Annotated in this window: 15 protein-coding genes; 9 read left to right on the top strand and 6 right to left on the bottom strand. The window is 70.9% G+C overall.

What is annotated here, in order from left to right; translation table 11 throughout:
• Positions 1–54 precede the first annotated feature (54 nt).
• Positions 55–999 carry a LysR family transcriptional regulator gene (locus AC1HIL_RS23700; RefSeq protein WP_479670144.1) on the bottom strand — a complete coding sequence of 315 codons (945 nt, stop codon included), beginning with the start codon at positions 997–999 and terminating at the stop codon, positions 55–57.
• Between the two features lie 106 nt (positions 1,000–1,105).
• Here AC1HIL_RS23700 and AC1HIL_RS23695 point away from each other — a divergent pair, with 106 nt between their 5' ends.
• Positions 1,106–1,936: a DODA-type extradiol aromatic ring-opening family dioxygenase gene (locus AC1HIL_RS23695; protein WP_479670143.1), complete on the top strand. Its 831-nt coding sequence runs from the start codon at positions 1,106–1,108 to the stop codon at positions 1,934–1,936.
• Here the strand turns inward: AC1HIL_RS23695 and AC1HIL_RS23690 are convergent.
• Positions 1,927–3,417 (bottom strand): glycosyltransferase family 2 protein, encoded by a 1,491-nt coding sequence (locus AC1HIL_RS23690; protein WP_057596695.1) that lies wholly within the window; start codon positions 3,415–3,417, stop codon positions 1,927–1,929. The two genes, AC1HIL_RS23695 and AC1HIL_RS23690, sit on opposite strands and share 10 nt — an antisense overlap.
• A gap of 128 nt (positions 3,418–3,545) precedes the next feature.
• Here AC1HIL_RS23690 and AC1HIL_RS23685 point away from each other — a divergent pair, with 128 nt between their 5' ends.
• Together AC1HIL_RS23685 and AC1HIL_RS23680 are read left to right on the top strand one after the other, a co-directional pair.
• The gene (locus tag AC1HIL_RS23685) at positions 3,546–4,106 is read left to right on the top strand and encodes a cytochrome b (protein ID WP_479670142.1); all 561 of its coding nucleotides are present in this window, start codon (positions 3,546–3,548) and stop codon (positions 4,104–4,106) included.
• Positions 4,103–4,993: an alpha/beta fold hydrolase gene (locus AC1HIL_RS23680; protein ID WP_479670141.1), complete on the top strand. Its 891-nt coding sequence runs from the start codon at positions 4,103–4,105 to the stop codon at positions 4,991–4,993. The genes AC1HIL_RS23685 and AC1HIL_RS23680 overlap by 4 nt, the downstream gene beginning before the upstream one ends.
• 6 nt (positions 4,994–4,999) lie before the next feature.
• On the opposite strand, the gene AC1HIL_RS23675 is transcribed toward AC1HIL_RS23680, so the two are convergent.
• Positions 5,000–5,932 carry an aldo/keto reductase gene (locus tag AC1HIL_RS23675; RefSeq protein ID WP_479672437.1) on the bottom strand — a complete coding sequence of 311 codons (933 nt, stop codon included), beginning with the start codon at positions 5,930–5,932 and terminating at the stop codon, positions 5,000–5,002.
• 268 nt (positions 5,933–6,200) lie between these two features.
• Here AC1HIL_RS23675 and AC1HIL_RS23670 point away from each other — a divergent pair, with 268 nt between their 5' ends.
• On the top strand, positions 6,201–7,739 hold the full coding sequence (locus AC1HIL_RS23670) for a WD40/YVTN/BNR-like repeat-containing protein (RefSeq protein WP_479670140.1): 1,539 nt from the start codon (positions 6,201–6,203) through the stop codon (positions 7,737–7,739).
• Positions 7,740–7,754: 15 nt separating this feature from the next.
• On the opposite strand, the gene AC1HIL_RS23665 is transcribed toward AC1HIL_RS23670, so the two are convergent.
• Positions 7,755–9,122, bottom strand: coding sequence for a M20 metallopeptidase family protein (locus tag AC1HIL_RS23665; RefSeq protein ID WP_479670139.1), 1,368 nt, complete (start codon positions 9,120–9,122; stop codon positions 7,755–7,757).
• Positions 9,123–9,254: 132 nt separating this feature from the next.
• On the opposite strand from AC1HIL_RS23665, the gene AC1HIL_RS23660 reads away from it, so the two are divergent.
• Both AC1HIL_RS23660 and AC1HIL_RS23655 read left to right on the top strand, forming a co-directional pair.
• Positions 9,255–10,154, top strand: a complete 900-nt coding sequence (locus AC1HIL_RS23660; RefSeq protein WP_479670138.1) for a LysR family transcriptional regulator — start codon at positions 9,255–9,257, stop codon at positions 10,152–10,154.
• A gap of 90 nt (positions 10,155–10,244) precedes the next feature.
• Positions 10,245–11,159 carry a LysR substrate-binding domain-containing protein gene (locus AC1HIL_RS23655; RefSeq protein WP_479672436.1) on the top strand — a complete coding sequence of 305 codons (915 nt, stop codon included), beginning with the start codon at positions 10,245–10,247 and terminating at the stop codon, positions 11,157–11,159.
• Positions 11,160–11,171: 12 nt separating this feature from the next.
• Here AC1HIL_RS23655 and AC1HIL_RS23650 read toward each other — a convergent pair whose 3' ends face one another.
• Complete coding sequence (locus AC1HIL_RS23650) at positions 11,172–11,786, bottom strand: 2-hydroxychromene-2-carboxylate isomerase (protein ID WP_409976481.1); 615 nt, start codon at positions 11,784–11,786, stop codon at positions 11,172–11,174.
• A gap of 8 nt (positions 11,787–11,794) precedes the next feature.
• On the bottom strand, positions 11,795–12,682 hold the full coding sequence (locus tag AC1HIL_RS23645; RefSeq protein WP_422096674.1) for a CmcJ/NvfI family oxidoreductase: 888 nt from the start codon (positions 12,680–12,682) through the stop codon (positions 11,795–11,797).
• A gap of 231 nt (positions 12,683–12,913) precedes the next feature.
• On the opposite strand from AC1HIL_RS23645, the gene imuA reads away from it, so the two are divergent.
• The 3 genes from imuA to AC1HIL_RS23630 are packed head-to-tail and all read left to right on the top strand — an operon-like array spanning position 12,914 to position 18,426.
• Positions 12,914–13,729, top strand: coding sequence for a translesion DNA synthesis-associated protein ImuA (gene imuA / locus AC1HIL_RS23640; RefSeq protein ID WP_057596687.1), 816 nt, complete (start codon positions 12,914–12,916; stop codon positions 13,727–13,729).
• Positions 13,698–15,077, top strand: a complete 1,380-nt coding sequence (locus tag AC1HIL_RS23635) for a Y-family DNA polymerase (protein WP_479670137.1) — start codon at positions 13,698–13,700, stop codon at positions 15,075–15,077. Before imuA ends, AC1HIL_RS23635 begins: the two co-directional genes overlap by 32 nt.
• Positions 15,070–18,426, top strand: a complete 3,357-nt coding sequence (locus AC1HIL_RS23630) for an error-prone DNA polymerase (protein ID WP_479670136.1) — start codon at positions 15,070–15,072, stop codon at positions 18,424–18,426. The genes AC1HIL_RS23635 and AC1HIL_RS23630 overlap by 8 nt, the downstream gene beginning before the upstream one ends.
• Positions 18,427–18,515: the final 89 nt, after the last annotated feature.

Genomic DNA, 18,515 nt, shown 5'->3' with positions numbered 1-18,515 from the left:
AGCCGAAGACTGTAGCCGTGAGCGCATGACCTTGCCCTGAAAAGGTGCGTTTCTTCAGCTTCTGCGTGGTTTGCGCGACGAAGTGGCGGGACCGGGCGCGGTCTTTGGTTCGAGCGCGGCGAGCCGCTCGCCGAGGAAGTCGATGAAAGTACGCAGCTTGGGCGCCATGTACTGGCGGCTGGTGTAGACCGCGAACAGCGTCACCGGGTGCGGTTCGTGGTCGGGCAACAGGCGCACCAGCCGGCCCTGCCCGAGGTCGTCCTCGAGCAGCCAGCCCGGCATGAACGCCACCCCCATGCCCGCGCGCACCGCATGCAGCGTGAGCGTGGTGTCGTCCGAGCGCATGACCGGCGTGAGCCGCAGCGGGAACATGCGCCCGCCCGGCCCCTGCAGTGCGAGATGGTCGAGCGCCACGTAGCTCGGCACGATCGCGCCGAGCCGCGCTACCTCGGCCGGCACCGTGGGGCTGCCGCCCATGCGCGCGAGGTACTCGGGCGTGCCCGCGAGGAAGAAGGGCACGCGGCACAGCGGCCGCGCGATCAGCGCGGGCGAGGGCTCCTGCGTGGCGCGCAGCGCGAGGTCGTAGCCGTCGGCCGCGAGGTCGACCTTGCGGTTCTCGAGGTGGATGTCGAGCAGCACCTCGGGATAGCGCGCGCGGTAGTCGGCCAGCACCTGCGCGAAGCGCGCGGTGGCGCACCACACGGGCGCGCTGAGCTTGAGCTGGCCGCGCGGCGCCTCGCGGGTCTGGCCGATCGCGGCCTCGGCGGCATCGAGCAGGTCGAGCGCGCGCCGGCTCTGCTCGTACCAGGCGGTACCGGCCTCGGTCAGGCTCAGGTGGCGGCTCGAACGGTGCAGCAGGCGCGCGCCCAGCGACTTCTCGAGCTGCGCCACGTGCTTGCTGGCCATCGGCGCCGACAGCCCGAGCCGCTCGGCGGCGGCCACGAAGCTGCCCGATTCGACGACCTCGCGGAACACGCGCAGGCTGGTCATGCGGTCCATCGATGATTTCCTCTGGAGAAACGATTTGATGAATCGTAGCCTGTCGATTTCCTCGCAGGAAATATCTACAGTCGCTGCAACGCCTTCAATTCAAGGAAGCAACGACATGACCCACGACAACCCGAATCGCCTGCCCACCTACTTCATCTCGCACGGCGGCGGCCCCTGGCCCTGGATGAAGCGCGAGATGGGCGCTACCTACGACCGGCTCGCCGCCGCGCTGGCCGACATGCCGCGCCAGCTCGGCCGCACGCCCAAGGCCATCCTCATGGTCTCGGCCCACTGGGAGGCGCCGGTGTTCACGGTGCAGGGCAATCCGCGTCCGCCGATGATCTACGACTACGGCGGCTTCCCGGCCCACACCTACGAGGTGCACTACGACGCGCCCGGTTCGCCCGCGCTCGCGCAGCGCGTGCAGTCGCTGATCGCCGCGGCCGGGCTGCCGGCCGCCGTCGATCCCGAGCGCGGCTACGACCACGGCATGTTCTCGCCGATGGCCGCGATCTATCCGCAGGCCGAGGTGCCGGTGGTGCAGCTCTCGCTGCGCCGCGGCCTCGACCCGGCCGAGCACATCGCGCTGGGCCGCGCGCTCGCGCCGCTGCGCGACGAGGACGTGCTGATCGTCGGCAGCGGCCTGAGCTATCACAACCTGCGCAACTTCGGGCCGCAGGCGCATGGCGTGTCGAAGGCCTTCGGCGACTGGCTCGACGCCACCTCGGTCGAGGCCGCACCGGCGGAACGCGTGCAGCGCCTGCAGGACTGGGCCGCCGCCCCCTCGGCGCGCATGGCGCATCCGCGCGAGGAGCACCTGATTCCGCTGATGGTGGCGGTGGGGGCGGCCGAGCAGGAGGCGGGCGAGCGCGTGTACCACGAGGAGGCCTTCATGGGCGGCCTCGTGGTGTCGAGCTATCGCTTCGGCGGCGCGGGTTACTTCTGATCGACCCGGCGCTCGGCGCCGTCTGAATCGACCAGCCCGACGCGTTGCTGCCGGCCCCAGGTGCCGCGCCCGGTCAGGAAGGTCCACCAGCCCCAGGCCGCGCCCGTGTGGCGCAGCAGCTGGAAGGTGAAGGGCTCGATCAGCGCGGCCGCGAAGGCCTGCAGCATGCCGGCCTCGCCGCCGTGGCCGACCCAGCGCCGGTACAGGTGCACCGACCACAGGTGGAAGACGAGGTCGAGCACGATCTTGGCGGCGATCACGCCGGCCGCGGGCAGCAGCACGCCGAAGTCGCCGCGCACCAGGTACATCACGAGCAGTCCGAAGGCCGCGAGGCCGTACAGCGGCTGCAGGGTGTCGATGGCCTTGACCGGCAGCATCGCGGTGCCGAGCCAGCCGTAGCGGCGGTCGCCCACCATCGCGCGGTACCAGTACTGGGTCTGCAGGAAGCCGCCGAACCAGCGCCGGCGCTGGCGCAGGAAGGCGCCCACGCTGCTGGGCGCGTCGGTGCGCGCCTGCGCGTCGCCGAGCACGCGCACGCGCCAGTCGAGGCCGTGCGCCTGGGCATGGCGGTGCAGCCGGTGGATGAGCTCGTAGTCCTCGACCAGGCAGTCGGTGTCGAAGCCGCCCACGGCGCGCACCGCGTCGCGCCGGAAGCCCGCGAAGGCGCCCGAGATCAGCAGCAGGCCGTCGACCCGCATCCAGGCATAGCGCGAGAGGAAGTTGCGGATGTACTCGTAGGTCTGGAACCACTGCAGCAGCCGACCGCCCAGCGTGCGGCTGCACACCGGCGTGATGACGCCGGTGGCCGCCACCAGCGCGGGCTCGTCCGAGAAGGCGCGGCGCACCGCGGCGATGGCGCGAGCGTCGAGCAGGGTGTCGCCGTCGACGGTGAGCACGGTCTCGGTGTCTATGCACAGCACCGCGGCGTTCAGCGCCACCGCCTTGCCGCCGTGCGGCAGCCGCAGCCAGTGCAGGTTGGGATGCAGGGTGCTGGCGGCGCTGAGCTGCCCCGGCTCGGGCGCCTCGAGCCCGTAGCGCGTGGTCAGCAGCTCGGCCGTGCCGTCGGTCGAGCCGTCGTCGGCGATCACGATGCGGTCGGGCGCATCGGTCTGGCCCAGCAGCGCGGCCAGCGTCACGGGCAGCACCGCGGCCTCGTCGTGCGCGGCGACGATCACGCCGAGCGTGGCGCGGTGCGGTGCCACGGCGGGATGCGGCAGCGGCGCCGAGGCCAGCGCGATGCCGCGCGGGCGCAGGATCGCGAGCGTCTGCCAGCCCACGAACAGCAGCAGCACGGTGTCGTAGAGCACGTAGGCCACGCCCACCGACCAGGCCTGCACGTTGCCCAGGCGGAAGGCCATGGCGAACAGCAGGCCCCACAGCAGCAGCACGCCGCCATGGATGAGCCAGCTTCGCAGCGGCGTGGCGGGGGGCGAGAGTCGCGGCGATGCGGCGACGAAGGCGGAGCGGAGCAGGTCGTTCAAGACAGGGGCGCCAGGGCGATGGGAAGGTGTACGCACGGAACGGGCCGGCGGTTTCGAATGTCCGAGGCCGAAGACCGGACAATCGCGCGCCTGACAGGCTGAGTCGGACTCCCGCCGAAAATTCCCGCATGCCCCCTCACCATCGCTACACACGCCCCGCCATCGCGCTGCACTGGATCATCGCACTGCTGATGATCGTCAACATCGCGCTGATCCTCTCGGTCGACCGCTTTCCCGACGACTGGGTGCGCCCGGCCATCGACACCCACAAGTCGATCGGCATCACCGTGCTGGGGCTGGTGATCCTGCGCATCCTGTGGCGCGCCACCCACCGGCCGCCGGCCATGCCCGGCAGCTACGGCCGGCTCGAACGCATCGGCGCGCATGCGGCCCATGGCGCGCTGTACCTCGTGATGATCGCGCTGCCGCTGTCGGGCTGGATGCACGACTCGGCCTGGAAGGACGCGGCCACGCACCCGATGCAGCTGTTCGGCCTGTTCGAATGGCCGCGCATCGGCTGGATCATGGACATCGAGGCCGCCGCCAAGGAGAACCTCCACACCGTGCTGGGCGGCGTGCACACCTGGGCCGGCTATGTGCTCTACGTGCTGTTCGCGCTGCACCTGGTCGGTGCGCTCAAGCACCAGTTCCTCGATGGCGAGGCCGAGCTGCAGAGGATGCTGCCGTGAGCGCGGGCCCGTCCGGACTCTCGGCCGCGACCGAGGAAGAAGCCCGCGCCGCCATCGCGCGCGTCGATGCGCTGTCGACCCACCACGACATCGAGCAGGCCGGCGTGCGCGTCCGCTGGCGCCGCTTCGGTCCCGCCGACGGCGGCGCCCATCCGCCGCTGGTGCTGCTGCATGGCGGCCATGGCAGCTGGATGCACTGGCTGCGCAATGCCGAGGCCCTGTCGGCCGAGCGCGCGCTGTGGCTGCCCGACATGCCGGGCTTCAACGATTCGGGCACGCCGCCCCCGCCGGCGCCCGACGAGCATCCGCTCGCGCCCTCGCTCGCGGCGCTGGCCGGCTCTCTCGATGCATTGATCGGCGCCGGCACGCCGATCGACCTCGGCGGCTTCTCCTTCGGCGGCGTCGTGGCCTCGCAGTTCGCGCTGCACCGGCGCGCGGTGCGCCGCATGCTGCTGGTGGGCAGCGGCGGCCACGGCACGATGCGGCGCATGGCGGTGGAGATGATCAACTGGCGCCTCGCGCAGGACCGCGAGGCGGAGCGCGCCGCGCTGCTGCACAACCTCGGCGCGCTGATGCTGCACGACATGTCGCGCGCCGATCCGCTGGCCTTCGAGATCCACGACATCGCGTGCCACGGCACGCGCTTTCGCAGCAAGGAGGTGTCGCGCCGCGGCGGCCTGCAGGCGGCGCTGGCCGAGATCCCCGGGCCCAAGCTGTTCCTTTGGGGCGAGTTCGACGTGACCGCCGATTCGCGTGCGCTGGTGGCGCGGCTCGTGGCCGAGGGGCCGCAGCGCGAAGGCGCCGTGGTCGACGGCGCGGGGCATTGGGTGCAGTACGAGCGGGCCGAGGAGTTCAACCGGCGCGTGGCCGACTTCCTCGATCGCTGAGCGGCGTCAGCCCAGCACCTGCGCCGCGTGCCGCTTCCAGAACGCCGCGTCGGGCACCGGCCCCGCGCCGGCCGCGGCGTTCTCGGCCATGTGGGCCGCGCGGCTGGTGCCGGGGATGGTGCAGGTCACGGCCGGATGGCTCAGCACGAACTTCAGCAACACCTGGGCCCAGCTCGCGCAGCCGATCTCCGCGGCCCAGCCCGGCAGCGCGCGTTCGCGCAGCCGGCGCAGCAGGCCGCCGCCGCCGAAGGGCATGTTGACGATCACCGCCACCCCGCGCTCGGCCGCCAGCGGCAGCAGCCGTTCGGCGGCGACGCGCGCGTCGAGCGAATAGTTGATCTGCAGGAAGTCGAGCCGCTGCGCGCGCAGCACCGCCTCGACCTCGTCGTAGGCCGAGGCCGTGTAGTGCGTGATGCCCAGGTAGCGCACGCGGCCCTGCGCCTTCCATTCGCGCAAGGTCGCGAGCTGGGTGCGCCAGTCGACCAGGTTGTGGATCTGCATCAGGTCCATGCGCTCGGTGCGCAGCCGCGCGAAGGACTGCGCCATCTGCGCGATGCCGGCCTCGCGGCCCGAGGTCCAGACCTTGGTCGCGAGGAAGGGGCGCCGAGCGCCGCGTGCCGCCGCCGTGGCGGCCAGCAGCTCGCCGGTGCTCTCCTCGGAGCGGCCGTACATCGGCGAGCTGTCGATCACCGTGCCGCCCGCGGCGAACAGCGCCTCGAGCACGCCCGCGAGGCGCTGGTATTCCTCGCTGCCGGGACGCTGGTCGAAACCGATCCAGGTGCCGCAGCCGATCACGGGCAGCGCTTCCTGGGTGGAGGGGATGGGGCGGGTGTTCATGGTCGGCGGGGGCGTGGACCCGGCCGGCCGCTGCGCGAACGCGCTCAGCGCGGCGCTCGCGGGCAGGGCCGCGGCGAGCCGCAGGAACTGCGCGCGATGCATCGGCGCCGCGAGCGCGGGCCGCGAGGAGGGCGTCGGGCCGGAGGGCTTCATGGGGGAGGGTGGCATCGACGATAGCACCGGCCTCGCCCTCGCGCAGCGGGCCTCCGATTGGCGCCGATGCAACACCTTCGTCCGGTGGATTGCCCGCGGATGTTCCCGAATGTATCGTCCGCGTCCGCAGGTGGAGGGCCTGCCGTCCGGCCGTCGATCGATCGAGCGATCCGCCGGAGCCATCCCGCAAAACCATTCCAACAAGAGAGCCACGACCGTGACCCCGTTTCCCCGACCCATCGTCCGCCTGCTGCGCGGATTCGTGCTGCTGCTGGCCGCGGTCCTGCTGGCCGCCTGCGTCGCGCCGCCGATCGCCCCCGAGCAGACCCTGACGGGCCACGAAGGCGCCGTGGTGATGAAGCTGATCACCAACAGCCCCGGCGAGAACGACCCGGCCGAAACGCTGTGGACCCTGCACCTGCAGCGCGTGCTCGAGCCCGGCGAGAAGCAGACCGGCCAGGACATGGTGGTGCTGCGGCGCACGCGCCATTCCACCTACACCACGGCCGTGTTCAGCGGCATGGTCGCGCCGGGCCGCTACATCATCAAGCACGCGGCGGGCGGCTCGGGCAACATGAACTACACCTTTCCCATCGATGCGAAGTTCGGCAGCTTCGACGTGGTACGCGACGAGGTCACGCTGCTCGGCACCCTGCTGATCCAGCCGCGCGGGGGCACGCGCTTCGTCGTCGCCTACGTGCGGCCGGAGGAGGAGCTGCAGAAGACCTTCGAGACCCTCTATCCCGCGCTCGCGGCGCAGACGCGCGATCGCCCGCAGCACGGCTTCATCTTCTCGCCCGACCTGCATCGCCGCGCCGCGCTGGCGCCGCAGCTCAAGCGGCTCGCGTCCGCCTGGCACGGTCTGGCGCAGACCGCCGACGGCGAGTTCATGGCCGGCGCCAAGCTCGGCAAGGTGCTGTGGCGCAAGAGCGGCGAGAGCCGCTGGCGCGAGATCGATGCGAAGACCTGGCGCGAGGTGCTGTCGGTGCGGCCGTACCGCGGGGGCCTGCTGGTGGCCGGCGAGGAGGGCCTGCTGCGCCTGTCGAGCGACGAGGGCGACACCTGGAAGGATCTGCTGCCGCCCGACGACGGCCTGATCCAGATGGCGCAGCCGATGCGCGACGGCAGCCTGGTGGTGATCTCGCGCAGCGACAGCCAATGGAAGGTCTACGCGTCCGCCGACCCGGGCGCCGGGTGGCGCAAGCTCGGCGAGTTCTCCGACACGCGCTCGATCAACGTGCCGTGGATGCGCAGCATGGCCTTCGGCACGCCCGAGCGGGCCGGCGTGATGATGCCGAACGGCGACCTTCACGTCACCGACGGCCGCACGCTGACGCGTTCGAGCAATGGCCAGTCCACCCTCGACGTGAACGCGCTGCCCGACGGCACGCTGGTGTCGCAGACGGCGATCTTCACCAAGTCCACCATGCTGTCGCCGGACTGGGGTCAGACCTGGACCGACCTCAACACCAGCCGCTTCGTCGTGACCATCGCCTTCAAGGATCGCCAGACCGCTTATGCGGTGGCGCCGATCGCGCCCGGGTTCATGCCCGGGCCGATGGGTCTGATGACCACGCGCGACGGCGGCAAGAGCTGGACGCACACCGGCAGCTCACCGAGCGTCACCGGGCCGCAGGCCGTGCGCCAGATGATGGTGGACCGCTCCGACGGCTCCCTGATCGCCTTCCTGCCCGACAACCTGATCCTGCGCTCCGCGGACGAGGGCAAGAGCTGGAAGATCGTCAAGGACAACTGAAGCGTCGCGCGGTCTTCACTGCGCTTGCGAGACCTTGACCCCCGCGGCCCCACCGGCCGGCCGGTTCATGTACGCCAGCGTGCTGCCCACCAGCGCGCGCACGCCCACGCGCAGCGCCGACTCGTCGATCACGAACTCGGACGAGTGGTTGGGCGCGCCGTTGCGGTCGGCGAAGGGCGAGGCATTGAGGTGCCAGAACACGATCGGGATGTTCTTGCCGAAGGAGCCGAAGTCCTCCGAGCCCATGCTCGGCTGCGACTCGCGCGCCTTGCCGGGACCGGCCGCGGTCTCGAGCGCCTGCGTCACGGCCTGCGTGGCGGCCGGATCGCTGACCAGCACCTCGTAGCCGGTGTCGATCGTGACCTCGGCCGCGAGGCCGTGGCTCTCGGCGATCTTCTGCGCCTTGAGCCGGATGGCGTCGTGCGCGGTCTTCTGGTTCTTCTGCGACAGCGAGCGCACCGTGCCCGCGATCTCGGCCGTGTCGGGCAGGATGTTGACGCGGTTGCCGCTCTGCAGCAGGCCCACGGTCACCACGGTCGGGCCGTCGAGCGGATCGATCTGGTGGCTCACGATGTTCTGCAGCGCCAGCGCGATCTCGGCCGCGGCCAGCGTGGGGTCCTTCGCGGTCCAGGGCGAGGAGCCGTGCCCCCCCTTGCCCTTGAGCGCGATCTTGAACACGTCGCCGCTGGCCATCAGGCTGCCGCGCCGGTAGCTGATGGTGCCCGAGGGCGCGCGCGCACTGATGTGCTGGCCCATCACCACGTCGACCTTCGGGTTGTCGAGCACGCCGGCCTTGACCATCGCGGGCGCGCCGCTGGCCACCGGCCCCGGGCCCTGTTCCTCGGCGGGCTGGAACAGGAACACCACCGTGCCCGGCAGTTCGTCGCGCACCTTCGACAGCGCCTGCGCCGCGCCCAGCAGCATCGCCACGTGCGTGTCGTGGCCGCAGGCGTGCGAGACCGGCACGTCGCTGTTGAGCCAGGGCGCCTTCACGGTCGAGCGGAACGGCAGCTCGTTGCGCTCGGCCACCGGCAGCGCGTCCATGTCGGCGCGCAGCGCCACCACCGGGCCCGGCTTGCCGCCGCGCAGCACCGCCTTGATGCCGGTCTTGGCGACGCCGGTCTGGACCTCGATGCCGGGCATCTTCGCGAGCGCCGCCGCGATGTAGGCGGCCGTCTGCACCTCCTGGTACGACAGCTCCGGATGCTGGTGCACATGGCGGCGCCATTCGATCACCTGCGCCTCGGAGGCATCGGCGAGCGCCAGCGCGCGTGCCGTCAGCGCATGGCCGGCATCGGGCCCCGGGGCGGTCTGGGCCGAGGCCGCGACGTGGAAGAGGCTGCCGGAGAGCATCAGCAGGGCGAAGCGGGAGCGGAGTTTCATGGGTGGCTGCAGAAGGAAGGGTGAAGGAATGTGTCGAGGCGGGTCGACCATAGCGAAAGCCGGCGCATCGGAAAAGACTCGAAAAACTCCAGGGCGATCAAAATCCCTGATCACCCCATTCTTCGTCCTCCCATGAACCTGCGCCATCTGAAGATCTTCGAAGCGATCGCCGAGGCCGGCAGCATCCGCGCCGCGGCGCGCGTGGCCGGCCTCACGCAGCCCGCCATGACCTACGCGATGCGCGAGCTCGAGCAGAGCGTGGGCGCGCAACTGCTGGTGCGCAGCGCCCAGGGCGTGTCGCTCACCGTGATCGGCGAGGCCCTGCTCCAGCGCGCGCGGTTGCTGGCCAACGAGGTGCGCCGCGCCGAGGACGAGATCGCCCAGCTGCGCGACGGTGCTGGCGGCCTGCTGCGCGTCGCCTTCAGCTCGTTCGCGGTCGAGCGGCTGCTGCCCGACGCGCTGCAGGACTTCCGCCGCAAGTGGCCGGGCGTCGCGCTCGAGTTGCAGGAGCTCAGCGGCGCCGACGTGAAGGGCCTCTGGAGCCGCGGCGACTTCGACTTCGCGATCCTCGGCGAACTCGAGCCCGATGCCGGCGACGGCGTGCATCGCGAGACGCTGCTCGAGTTCCCGCTCGCGGTGGTGGCCGGCGCGAAGCATCCGCTGGCGCGCGTGCGCTCGATGGCGAAGCTGCACGAGGCCATGTGGGTGGTGCCCTGGTACGGCGTCGAGCTGCTGCGCCGCCACTTCGCCGCGGCCGGCCTGCCGCCGCCGCGCGACATCGTGATCTGCCATTCGTGGCAGCTCGGCATCACGCTGGTGAAGAAGTCCGGCGCGCTGACCCTGGCCGCGGCCTCGCTGTTCAGGCATGCGGCGGCGGCGCGCGGGCTGGTCGCGCTGCAGGTCGCGGACAGGCTGCCCCAGGTGCGGGTGTCGCTGCTGATGCGCGACCCCGCGGCGCTCACGCCGGCGGCGCGGGCGTTCTCGCAGTCGTTGAAGGTGGTGGCGGACGGGGTGGCGGCGGGGGGACGGTAGCCAGCCGGCTCATTTGGCGCGAAGACACGCGGCGGTGCCTGTGCTCCAATCCCATTCCACCCTCGCCATCCCGCCGCATCCGCCATGGGCTTGCCGCTCCCGCTCGTCCGCCTGTCCTCGCTCGACCTCGTGCGCGGCTTCGTCGCGGTGGGGCGGCGCATGAGCATCTCGCTGGCGGCGCAGGACCTGTGCGTGACGCAGTCGGCGGTCAGCAAGCAGGTGCATGCGCTCGAGGCGCAGCTGGGCGTGAAGCTGCTGGTGCGCGGCCATCGCTCGATCTCGTTCACGCCCGAGGGCGAGCGGCTGTTCCGCAGCGCCGATGCGGTGGTGCAGCAACTGCAGGAGGTGATGGGCGAGATCGGCCGCACCGGGGCGCAGCGGCCGGTGACGCTGAGCGCGAGCATCGGCGTCACGGGGCTGTGGCTGCTGCCGCGGCTCAGCCGGGTGCAGGACATCCATCCGGGCGTGGACGTGCGCGTCTCGGCCAACAACCGCGTGGCCGACCTGCGCAACGAGGGCATCGACCTCGCGATCCGCTACACCACGCCCGCGCTGGCGCCGGCGGGTGCGGTGCGGCTGTTCGGCGAAACGGTGGCGCCGGTGGCGCATCCCTCGCTGGCGCTGCCGTCGCTGGCCTCGGCCGAGGCGATCGCGGCGCTGAACCTGCTCGAGTTCGACGATGCGCAGCGGCCCTGGCTGCAGTGGCGCGACTGGCTGGCCGCGGCCGGCTGGGCCGACGCGAAGCCGCGCGGCATGCTGCGCTTCAACCAGTACGACCAGCTGATCCAGGCCGCGATGGCGGGGCAGGGCGTGGCGCTCGGGCGGCTCGAACTGATCCAGCCGCTGCTCGACGACCGGCGGCTGGTGCGCGTGGAGGCCGCGTCGCCGGCCCAGCCCTCGGGCCATGCCTATTGGCTGATCCAGGCCGAGCCGCGGCCGCGCGAGGAGGTGCGGCACGTGGCCGAGTGGCTGGTGGCGGAAGCCAAGGGCGCCGCGCCGCGCTGAGACCGTTGGGGTTCAGGCGCCGGCCTGCGCGCGGGCGAATGCCAGCGCATCGTCGAGCCGGTCGTTGCCCCAGAACATTTCCTCGCCGACGAAGAAGGTGGGCGCGCCGAAGATGCCTTTCTCCATCGCGGTCTCGGTCTGGCGGCGCAGGCGCAGCTTGTTGGCGTCCGACAGCGCCTCGTCGATCACGCGGTGCGCCGGCAGGCCCATGTCGGCGAGCAGCGCGGCCATGGTCTCGGGCGCGTCGATGTCGCGGTCCTCGGCGAAGTTCAGCTGCATCGTGCGGCGGCAGAACTCGCCGATCCACGGCTGGCCGGCGCCGGCCAGCGCGATGCGCAGCGGCAGCACGGCGGCCCGCGGGAAGTTGCTAGGCCGCCGCCAGGGCAGGCCGTACTTGCGGCACTGGCGCACCATGTCCTTCCAGACGTAGTCGCCCTTTTCCTTCTGCAGCACGAAGGGCGAGGTCTCCCAGCCCAGCGCGCGGAACACCGGCCCGAGCAGGAAGGGCTGCCAGCGCAGCGCGACGCCGTGCGCGGCGGCGGCCTGCTCGATGCGCATTGCGCTGAGGTAGCTGTAGTTGCTGCCGAAGTCGAACCAGAAATCGAGCGTGGGTGCGTTCATGGCCATGGCCTCCCTCACTCGAACACCACCAGGCAGCGCGCCTCGATGCTTTCGCGCAGCGGTGCATCGGCCGGCGCCAGCGGATGGTCGAAGGCCGCGTGCGGCGTGAAGCGCGCGACGCCGCCGAGCTGCGCGTCGTACTGCTTGAACACCAGCGCCTCGTGCCGGTCCATGCGCGAGAAGTACGACCAGCGGTGGGTGGGGGCATGGGTGGCGAGGTAGATCTCGCCGGTGCGCTTCGGATAGCGCACCTCGGCGTTCACCAGGTCGCGCGCCATCACCGTGCGCGCATCGCAGACGGCCAGCGGGGTGTCGAGCACCGGCCCGGCGATCGAGCGCCAGATGTTGACGATGCAGTAGCGCCGCACGGCGGCGGCCTCGGCCGCGCTCGCGAGCACCAGCGCGAGCCGGCGCCGGCCCGATTCCTCGGTGTAGTCGTTGTGGATGCGGCCGTTGGCGGCGGCCTTGCCGTCGGTCTTGCCGCGGCCGAAGTTCAGCGCGGCGCGCTCGGGCTCGCGCTGTCGTACCAGGTGGTCGAACACGTGGGCGCGCGCGCCGCCGGTGACCGCGAGCGCGAGCGCGGCCAGCTCGGGGTAGTAGACGGCCTGGACCTCGGCATCGTCGAGGAAGTCGGCGACCGCCGTGGGCGCCTCGCGCAGCTCGAAGCCCTCGCGCTCGATGTGGGTCGCCCGGCCGCGGGCATCGGCGATCCGCATCGCGATCCGCTCGTACTCGCCGCTTTCCCAGGGCAGGCCGGGCGGCGGCGTGAAGGCGTAGCTGTAGGGCCGCAGCGCGGTCGGCCGCAGGTAGTTGAGGTCGGCCTCGATGTCGCCGCTGGCGGGCAGCAGCGCGGCGGCGATGGCCGAGCCGGCGGGTGGGGAATGGGAAAGGGTGGCGTGCATTCCTGGGGCTCCTGGAACATGGCCCGCTGGCGACCGCTGCAGCCCATCCGCCGCGGCCACGAGGACCATTCTTCGTGAAGTCATTGGAGCGGCTCCGGCGCGGGGCTTCAAACGAGATCTTGGCGCCATCGCATGAGCCATCGGAATGGGAGAAGGGGCCCCGCAAAGAAATTTGCCGACCCGATTGCGAACCCTGAAATACTGGATAAAAATACAGTTAACAGTTTCATCATGGGCCTTCCTTCCCTCGCCTCCCTCTCTCCCGCCGCCGGCCGCGGCGTCTGGCATGCCGACGAGCTCGGCAGCGCCGACGCGCAGGTCATCGGCACCGGCCATGCCGCGCTCGACGCGCAGCTGCCGGGTGGCGGCTGGCCGGTCGGCGCCATGAGCGAGCTGCTGCAGGCCGCGCCCGAGGACCACGTCTGGCGGCTGCTGCTGCCCGCGCTGGTGCAGTCGGTGGCGGCGCGCGGCGGCCCCGTGGTGCTGATCGGTCCGCCGCGCGAACCTTTCGGCGCCTCGCTCGCGGCCCATGGCCTGCGGCCCGAGGCGCTGATGTGGGTGCGCAGCGAGGCCGCGGCCGCGCGGCTGTGGGCCTGCGAGCAGGCGCTGCGCTGCGCCGAGGTGGGCGCGGTGCTGGCCTGGCTGCCGCAGGCGCGCGTGGGCGAGCTGCGGCGGCTGCAGCTCGCGGCCGCGCAGCACGAGGCGCTGCTGTTCGTCTGCCGGCCCGAGGCGGTGGCGCAGTCGGCCTCGCCCGCGCGGCTGCGGCTGCGCATCGCGCGCTGCGAGGCCGACCCGGCGCAGATCGAGCTGCACATCCTCAAGCGCCGCGGCCCGCCGCTGGCCGCGCCGGTGATGCTGCCGGCGCGCGGCGAGCGCATGGCGGCGCTGCTCGCGGCCGCGCGGCTGCGGCGCAAGCTGCGCGCGCAGCAGCAGGGCGCGGTGGCGGTGGAGGCGGTGGAAGCACCGCCGGCCGCCAACGTGGTGCGCATCGACGCATGGAAGGCAGGAGGCGCCAATGCACTGGATCGCCTTGCAGTGGTCGCTTGAGGCGCAGGCCGAGGCCGGTGCCGCCACGGCCGCCGCCGATGCCATGCCCACGCCCGAGGCGCTGGGCTGGTGGGCGCTGCGCTACACGCCGCACGTGTGCTGGCTCGACGAGGCGCTGATGCTCGAGGTCTCGGCCTGCGAGCGCCTGTGGGGCGGGCGTTCCTCGCTGATGCGTCAGTTGCTCAACGAAAACCCCGTGCCTGCCGCCGCCGTGCTGCGCGGCGCGCAGGGCGCCACCAGCCTCGAGGCGCTGGCGCGGCTGCGGCTGTTCGTGCGCGAGGAGAAGCGGCCGCCCGAGATTCCCGCCGGCCTGCCGCTCGACACCCTGAGCGCCGCGCGCGAGCACCTCGATGCGCTCGCGCGGCTGGGCTGCCGCAGCTGGGGCGAGGTGGCGGCGCTGCCGCGCGGCGGGCTCTCGCGGCGCTTCGGTGCCGAGCTGCGCGCCGCGCTCGACATCGCCTGGGGCCTGCGCCCCGAAAGCCATGCCTGGCTCACGTTGCCCGACGTGTTCGAGCAGAAGCTCGAGCTGCCCGCGCTGGCCGAGACCGCGCCCGAGCTGATGTGGTCGGCCAACCGGTTGTTGTCGGCGCTGCAGATCTGGCTGCGTGCGCGCCAGCGCGGCGCGCGCGCGCTCGAACTCGAATGGACGCTCGACCTCAAGCGCTTCAACGGCGTGAACCTGCCGCCGACCCAGCAGGTCGCGGTGCGTACCGCCGAGCCCACGCAGGACCTCGCGCACCTGCGCCGCCTGCTGTCCGAAAAGCTCGCCCTCGCCACGCTCGCCGCGCCCGCGAGCTGGCTCAAGCTGCGCTCGCTCGAGACCGATCCGTGGGCCGGGGCGAGCACCAGTTTTCTGCCGGAGGACAACCGCAAGGGGGACAAGCTGCACGAGATGGTGGAGCGGCTGAGCGTGCGGTTGGGGGCGATGCAGGTGCTAGTGCCGCGGGCGCGGGCGGATCATCGTGCCGAGCACACGCAGGCCTGGCAGCCGGCGTTGCGCACCGTGCAGCCGGCCCAGCCCGCACCCAGCAAGGCCCGCAGGGAGACGCAGGCCGAGGCCTCCCAGCCCGATGCCATCTATCCGCCCTGGCTGCTGCCCCAGCCCTTGCTGCTCGAAATGGACGGCGAGCGCCCCTGTTATGGCGGTCCGCTGAGCAAGCTGATCGGGCCGCAGCGGATCGAGGCGGGCTGGTGGGGCGGCAAGGAGGATGGCGGGCAGCCCGCGATGCGCGACTACTACGTGGCCGAGAGCCCCGAAGCCGGCTTGCTGTGGATCTTCCGCGAGCGCCCCTCGGCACGGTTCTCCACGGGCGAGGTGCGCTGGTACCTGCAGGGCTTCTATGCCTGAACTCAGCGACAGGCAGATGCGCAATCGCCAGCCGGCGCAGGTGCATGCGCTGCCGGTGCCCTCGAGAACCGCGCCGGTATCGGCGCTGCCGGGCTATGCCGAGCTGCACTGCCTCACGAACTTCAGCTTCCAGCGTGGGGCGTCGACGCCCGAGGAGGTGGTGGACCGGGCCTATCAGCTCGGCTATTCGGCATTGGCCATCACCGACGAATGCTCGGTGGCCGGCATCGTGCGGGCCTTCGTCTGCCTGCGCGACATGGATCGCAAGCTTGACGCGTACGAGAAGAAGCATCCCGAAGAACCGCCGATCCCGCGCAACCCCGATTTCCGGTTGCTGTACGGCAGCGAGTTCCGCTTCGAGCGCTTCAGGCTCGTGGTGATCGCGAACGACACCGAAGGCTGGGGCAACCTCTGCGAATTCATCACCGCCGCGCGCACCACCGAGCTGCCCAAGGGCGAGTACCGCGTGAGCTGGGAAGAGAGCGACGTGGCATCGCTGCGGCATTGCCAGATCCTGTTCGTGCCGCACCGCCATCCGGGCAAGGACCTGGATGCGGCCGCGCTGCATGAAGACCTGATGGCCGCGAAGGCGCTCTATGCCGACAACCTCTGGCTGGCGCTGGAGCTGTTCAACGAGTTCGACGACGACCTGTGGTTCGTCGGACTCATCCAGGCGAGCGAGCAGGCCGGTGTGCCGCTGGTGGCCGCGGGTGACGTGCACATGCATGCGCGCTCGTGCAAGCCGCTGCAGGACGTGCTGACGGCCGTGCGCGTGGGGCGTCCCGTGGCCGAGTGCGGCTTCGCGTTGCAGTCGAATGCCGAGCGGCACCTGCGGCAACGCATGCGGCTGGCGGAGATCTATCTGCGGGACATGCTGGCGAACACGCTGGTGGTGGCGGATCGATGCCGCTTCGATCCGCGAGTGATCAAGGAAAACTACAGGTACCCGCTCGAAACCCTGGGCTCCAGCGAAACGCCCGTTCAAACGCTGAGGCGCAAGACATGGGAAGGCGCCGCGGACCGCTACCCCGATGGCGTTCCGGACAAGGTGCGTGCGCAGGTCGAGAAGGAACTGGCGCTGATCGTCGAGCTGAAGTACGAGATGTTCTTCCTCACGGTGGAAGACATCGTGAACTATGCGAAGTCGCAGAAGATCCTTTGCCAGGGCCGTGGCTCGTCGGCCAACTCCGCGGTGTGCTTCTGTCTCGGCATCACCGCGATCGACCCCGACAAGGGAACACTGCTGTTCGAGCGCTTCCTGAGCCGCCATCGCAACGAGCCGCCCGACATCGATGTCGACTTCGAGCACCAGCGGCGCGAAGAGGTCATCCAGTACATCTACGAGAAGTACGGCCGCGAGCGCGCCGCTATCGCCGCCGTCGTCATCTGCTACCGCGCACGCAGCGCGCTGCGCGATGTGGGCAAGGCCATCGGTATCGACGAGCGGCTGGTCGACGAGTTCGCCAAGGACCACTACTGGTTCGACGAGACCGTGCTCGGCGAACAGTTGAATGCCGCTTGCGCGCGCGTGGGTGTGCAGGAAGACGAGCTGAAGCTCGTGCAGTGGATAGAGATGACGCGGCGCCTACGGGGCTTTCCGCGCCACCTGAGCCAGCACGTCGGCGGTTTCGTGCTGACGCACACCAAGCTCACGCGGCTGGTGCCAGTCGAGAAGGCCTCGATGAAGGACCGCTCGGTGATCCAGTGGGAGAAGGATGACCTCGAGGCGATGGGCATGCTCAAGGTCGACGTGCTCGCGCTCGGCATGCTCAGCGCGATCCGCAGAGGGCTCGACCACATGAACCGCTGGCGGGGCTGGTCCACGCAGATGCATCAGGTCCCGAACGACGATCCGAAAGTCTTCGACATGATTTGTGATGCTGACACCGTGGGAGTCTTCCAGATCGAGAGCCGCGCGCAGATGTCGATGCTGCCGCGCTTGAAGCCACGCACCTACGAGGATCTGGTGATCGAGGTGGCGATCGTTCGGCCCGGACCGATCCAGGGCGGCATGGTGCACCCGTATCTCAAGCAGCGCGAGCGAGTACGCAACAAGCTGCCGATCCATTACGAAAAGGAAGAGTTGCGCGAGGCACTGGAGCGCACGCTGGGTGTGCCGATCTTCCAGGAACAGGTGATGCAGATCGCGATGATCGCGGCGAAGTTCACCGCCGACGAGGCCGACCAGTTGCGCCGTGCGATGGCGGCCTGGAAGCGCAAGGGCGGCCTGGAGAAATTTCACGATAAGCTCGTGAACGGCATGGTCAAGCGCGAGTACCCCAGGGAATTCGCCGAAGCCATCTTCAGACAGGTCATGGGCTTCGGCGACTACGGCTTCCCCGAAAGCCACGCCGCCAGCTTTGCGCTGCTGGTCACGGTCAGCAGCTGGCTCAAGTGCCACGAGCCCGCCTGCTTCCTCGCCGCCTTGCTCGACTCGCAGCCGATGGGCTTCTACAGCCCTTCGCAGCTGGTGCAGGACGCGCGCCGGCATGGCGTGGAGGTGCGACCGGTCGACGTGACCTGCAGCGAGATCGACACCACGCTCGAGCCGCGCGCGGCCGATGCGCCGCGCGTGCCGCCGGGCACCGACGCGCGCTATGCCGAGCGCCTGGGCCACGACGACCAGCCCGCGGTGCGCCTGGGCCTGAACCGCATCGCGAGCCTCAGCAAGGGCGGCGCGAAGCGCCTGCTCGAAGCCCGTGCGCAGTCGCCCTTCACCAGCACCGAGGACCTCGCGTTGCGCGCCGAGCTCGACGGCAAGGACATGGCGGCGCTGGCCGCGGCCGATGCGCTGATCTCGCTGTCGGGCCATAGGCGCCAGCAGATGTGGGATGCGACGGCGCAGCGGCGCGCGCCGGGGCTGCTCAAGGGCGTGCCGATCCACGAGGAGGCGCTGGCGCTGCCCGCGGCGCCCGAGGGCGAGGAGATCGTCGGCGACTATGCGTCGATGCGCCTCACGCTGCGGCGCCATCCGCTCGCGCTGCTGCGCCCGCGGCTGGCGCGCATGAACCTGCTGAGCGCCGAGCAGCTGCGCTCCATGCCCAGCGGCCGCGTGGTGCGCGCCTGCGGCATCGTCAAGGGCCGGCAGCGGCCGCAGACCGCCAACGGCACCATCTTCGTCACGCTCGAGGACGAGACCGGCAACGTCAACGTGATCGTCTGGAACCACGTGATCGAGGCCTGGCGCGAGCCGCTGCTGAAATCGCACCTGCTCGCGGTGCAGGGCACCTGGCAGCGCGACGACGACAGCGGCGGCAAGGTGCAGCACCTGGTCGCCACCGGCTTCAAGGACCTGACGCCGTTGATGGGCCGGCTCGCGCAGAGCAACAGCAGCCGGGATTTCCACTGACGCGACGGCGGCATCCGCGCGCTCTGTCCGTCTGTGCAACCGATCGCAACCGTTCGTTCGAGTCCTCGCCTCATCCACCGGATTTCGCT

This window comes from Variovorax sp. ISS6 (genome assembly GCF_056523145.1).
This window is presented reverse-complemented; position numbering and strand designations above follow the sequence as displayed.

Bases quoted from the DNA above. Each gene is read 5' to 3' on its own strand.
- AC1HIL_RS23700 (WP_479670144.1), bottom strand. From the start codon at position 999: ATGGACCGCATGACCAGCCTGCGCGTGTTCCGCGAGGTCGTCGAATCG.
- AC1HIL_RS23695 (WP_479670143.1), top strand. From the start codon at position 1,106: ATGACCCACGACAACCCGAATCGCCTGCCCACCTACTTCATCTCGCAC.
- AC1HIL_RS23685 (WP_479670142.1), top strand. From the start codon at position 3,546: ATGCCCCCTCACCATCGCTACACACGCCCCGCCATCGCGCTGCACTGG.
- AC1HIL_RS23675 (WP_479672437.1), bottom strand. From the start codon at position 5,932: ATGCATCGCGCGCAGTTCCTGCGGCTCGCCGCGGCCCTGCCCGCGAGC.
- AC1HIL_RS23665 (WP_479670139.1), bottom strand. From the start codon at position 9,122: ATGAAACTCCGCTCCCGCTTCGCCCTGCTGATGCTCTCCGGCAGCCTC.
- AC1HIL_RS23660 (WP_479670138.1), top strand. From the start codon at position 9,255: ATGAACCTGCGCCATCTGAAGATCTTCGAAGCGATCGCCGAGGCCGGC.
- AC1HIL_RS23650 (WP_409976481.1), bottom strand. From the start codon at position 11,786: ATGGCCATGAACGCACCCACGCTCGATTTCTGGTTCGACTTCGGCAGC.
- AC1HIL_RS23645 (WP_422096674.1), bottom strand. From the start codon at position 12,682: ATGCACGCCACCCTTTCCCATTCCCCACCCGCCGGCTCGGCCATCGCC.
- imuA (WP_057596687.1), top strand. From the start codon at position 12,914: ATGGGCCTTCCTTCCCTCGCCTCCCTCTCTCCCGCCGCCGGCCGCGGC.
- AC1HIL_RS23635 (WP_479670137.1), top strand. From the start codon at position 13,698: ATGCACTGGATCGCCTTGCAGTGGTCGCTTGAGGCGCAGGCCGAGGCC.
- AC1HIL_RS23630 (WP_479670136.1), top strand. From the start codon at position 15,070: ATGCCTGAACTCAGCGACAGGCAGATGCGCAATCGCCAGCCGGCGCAG.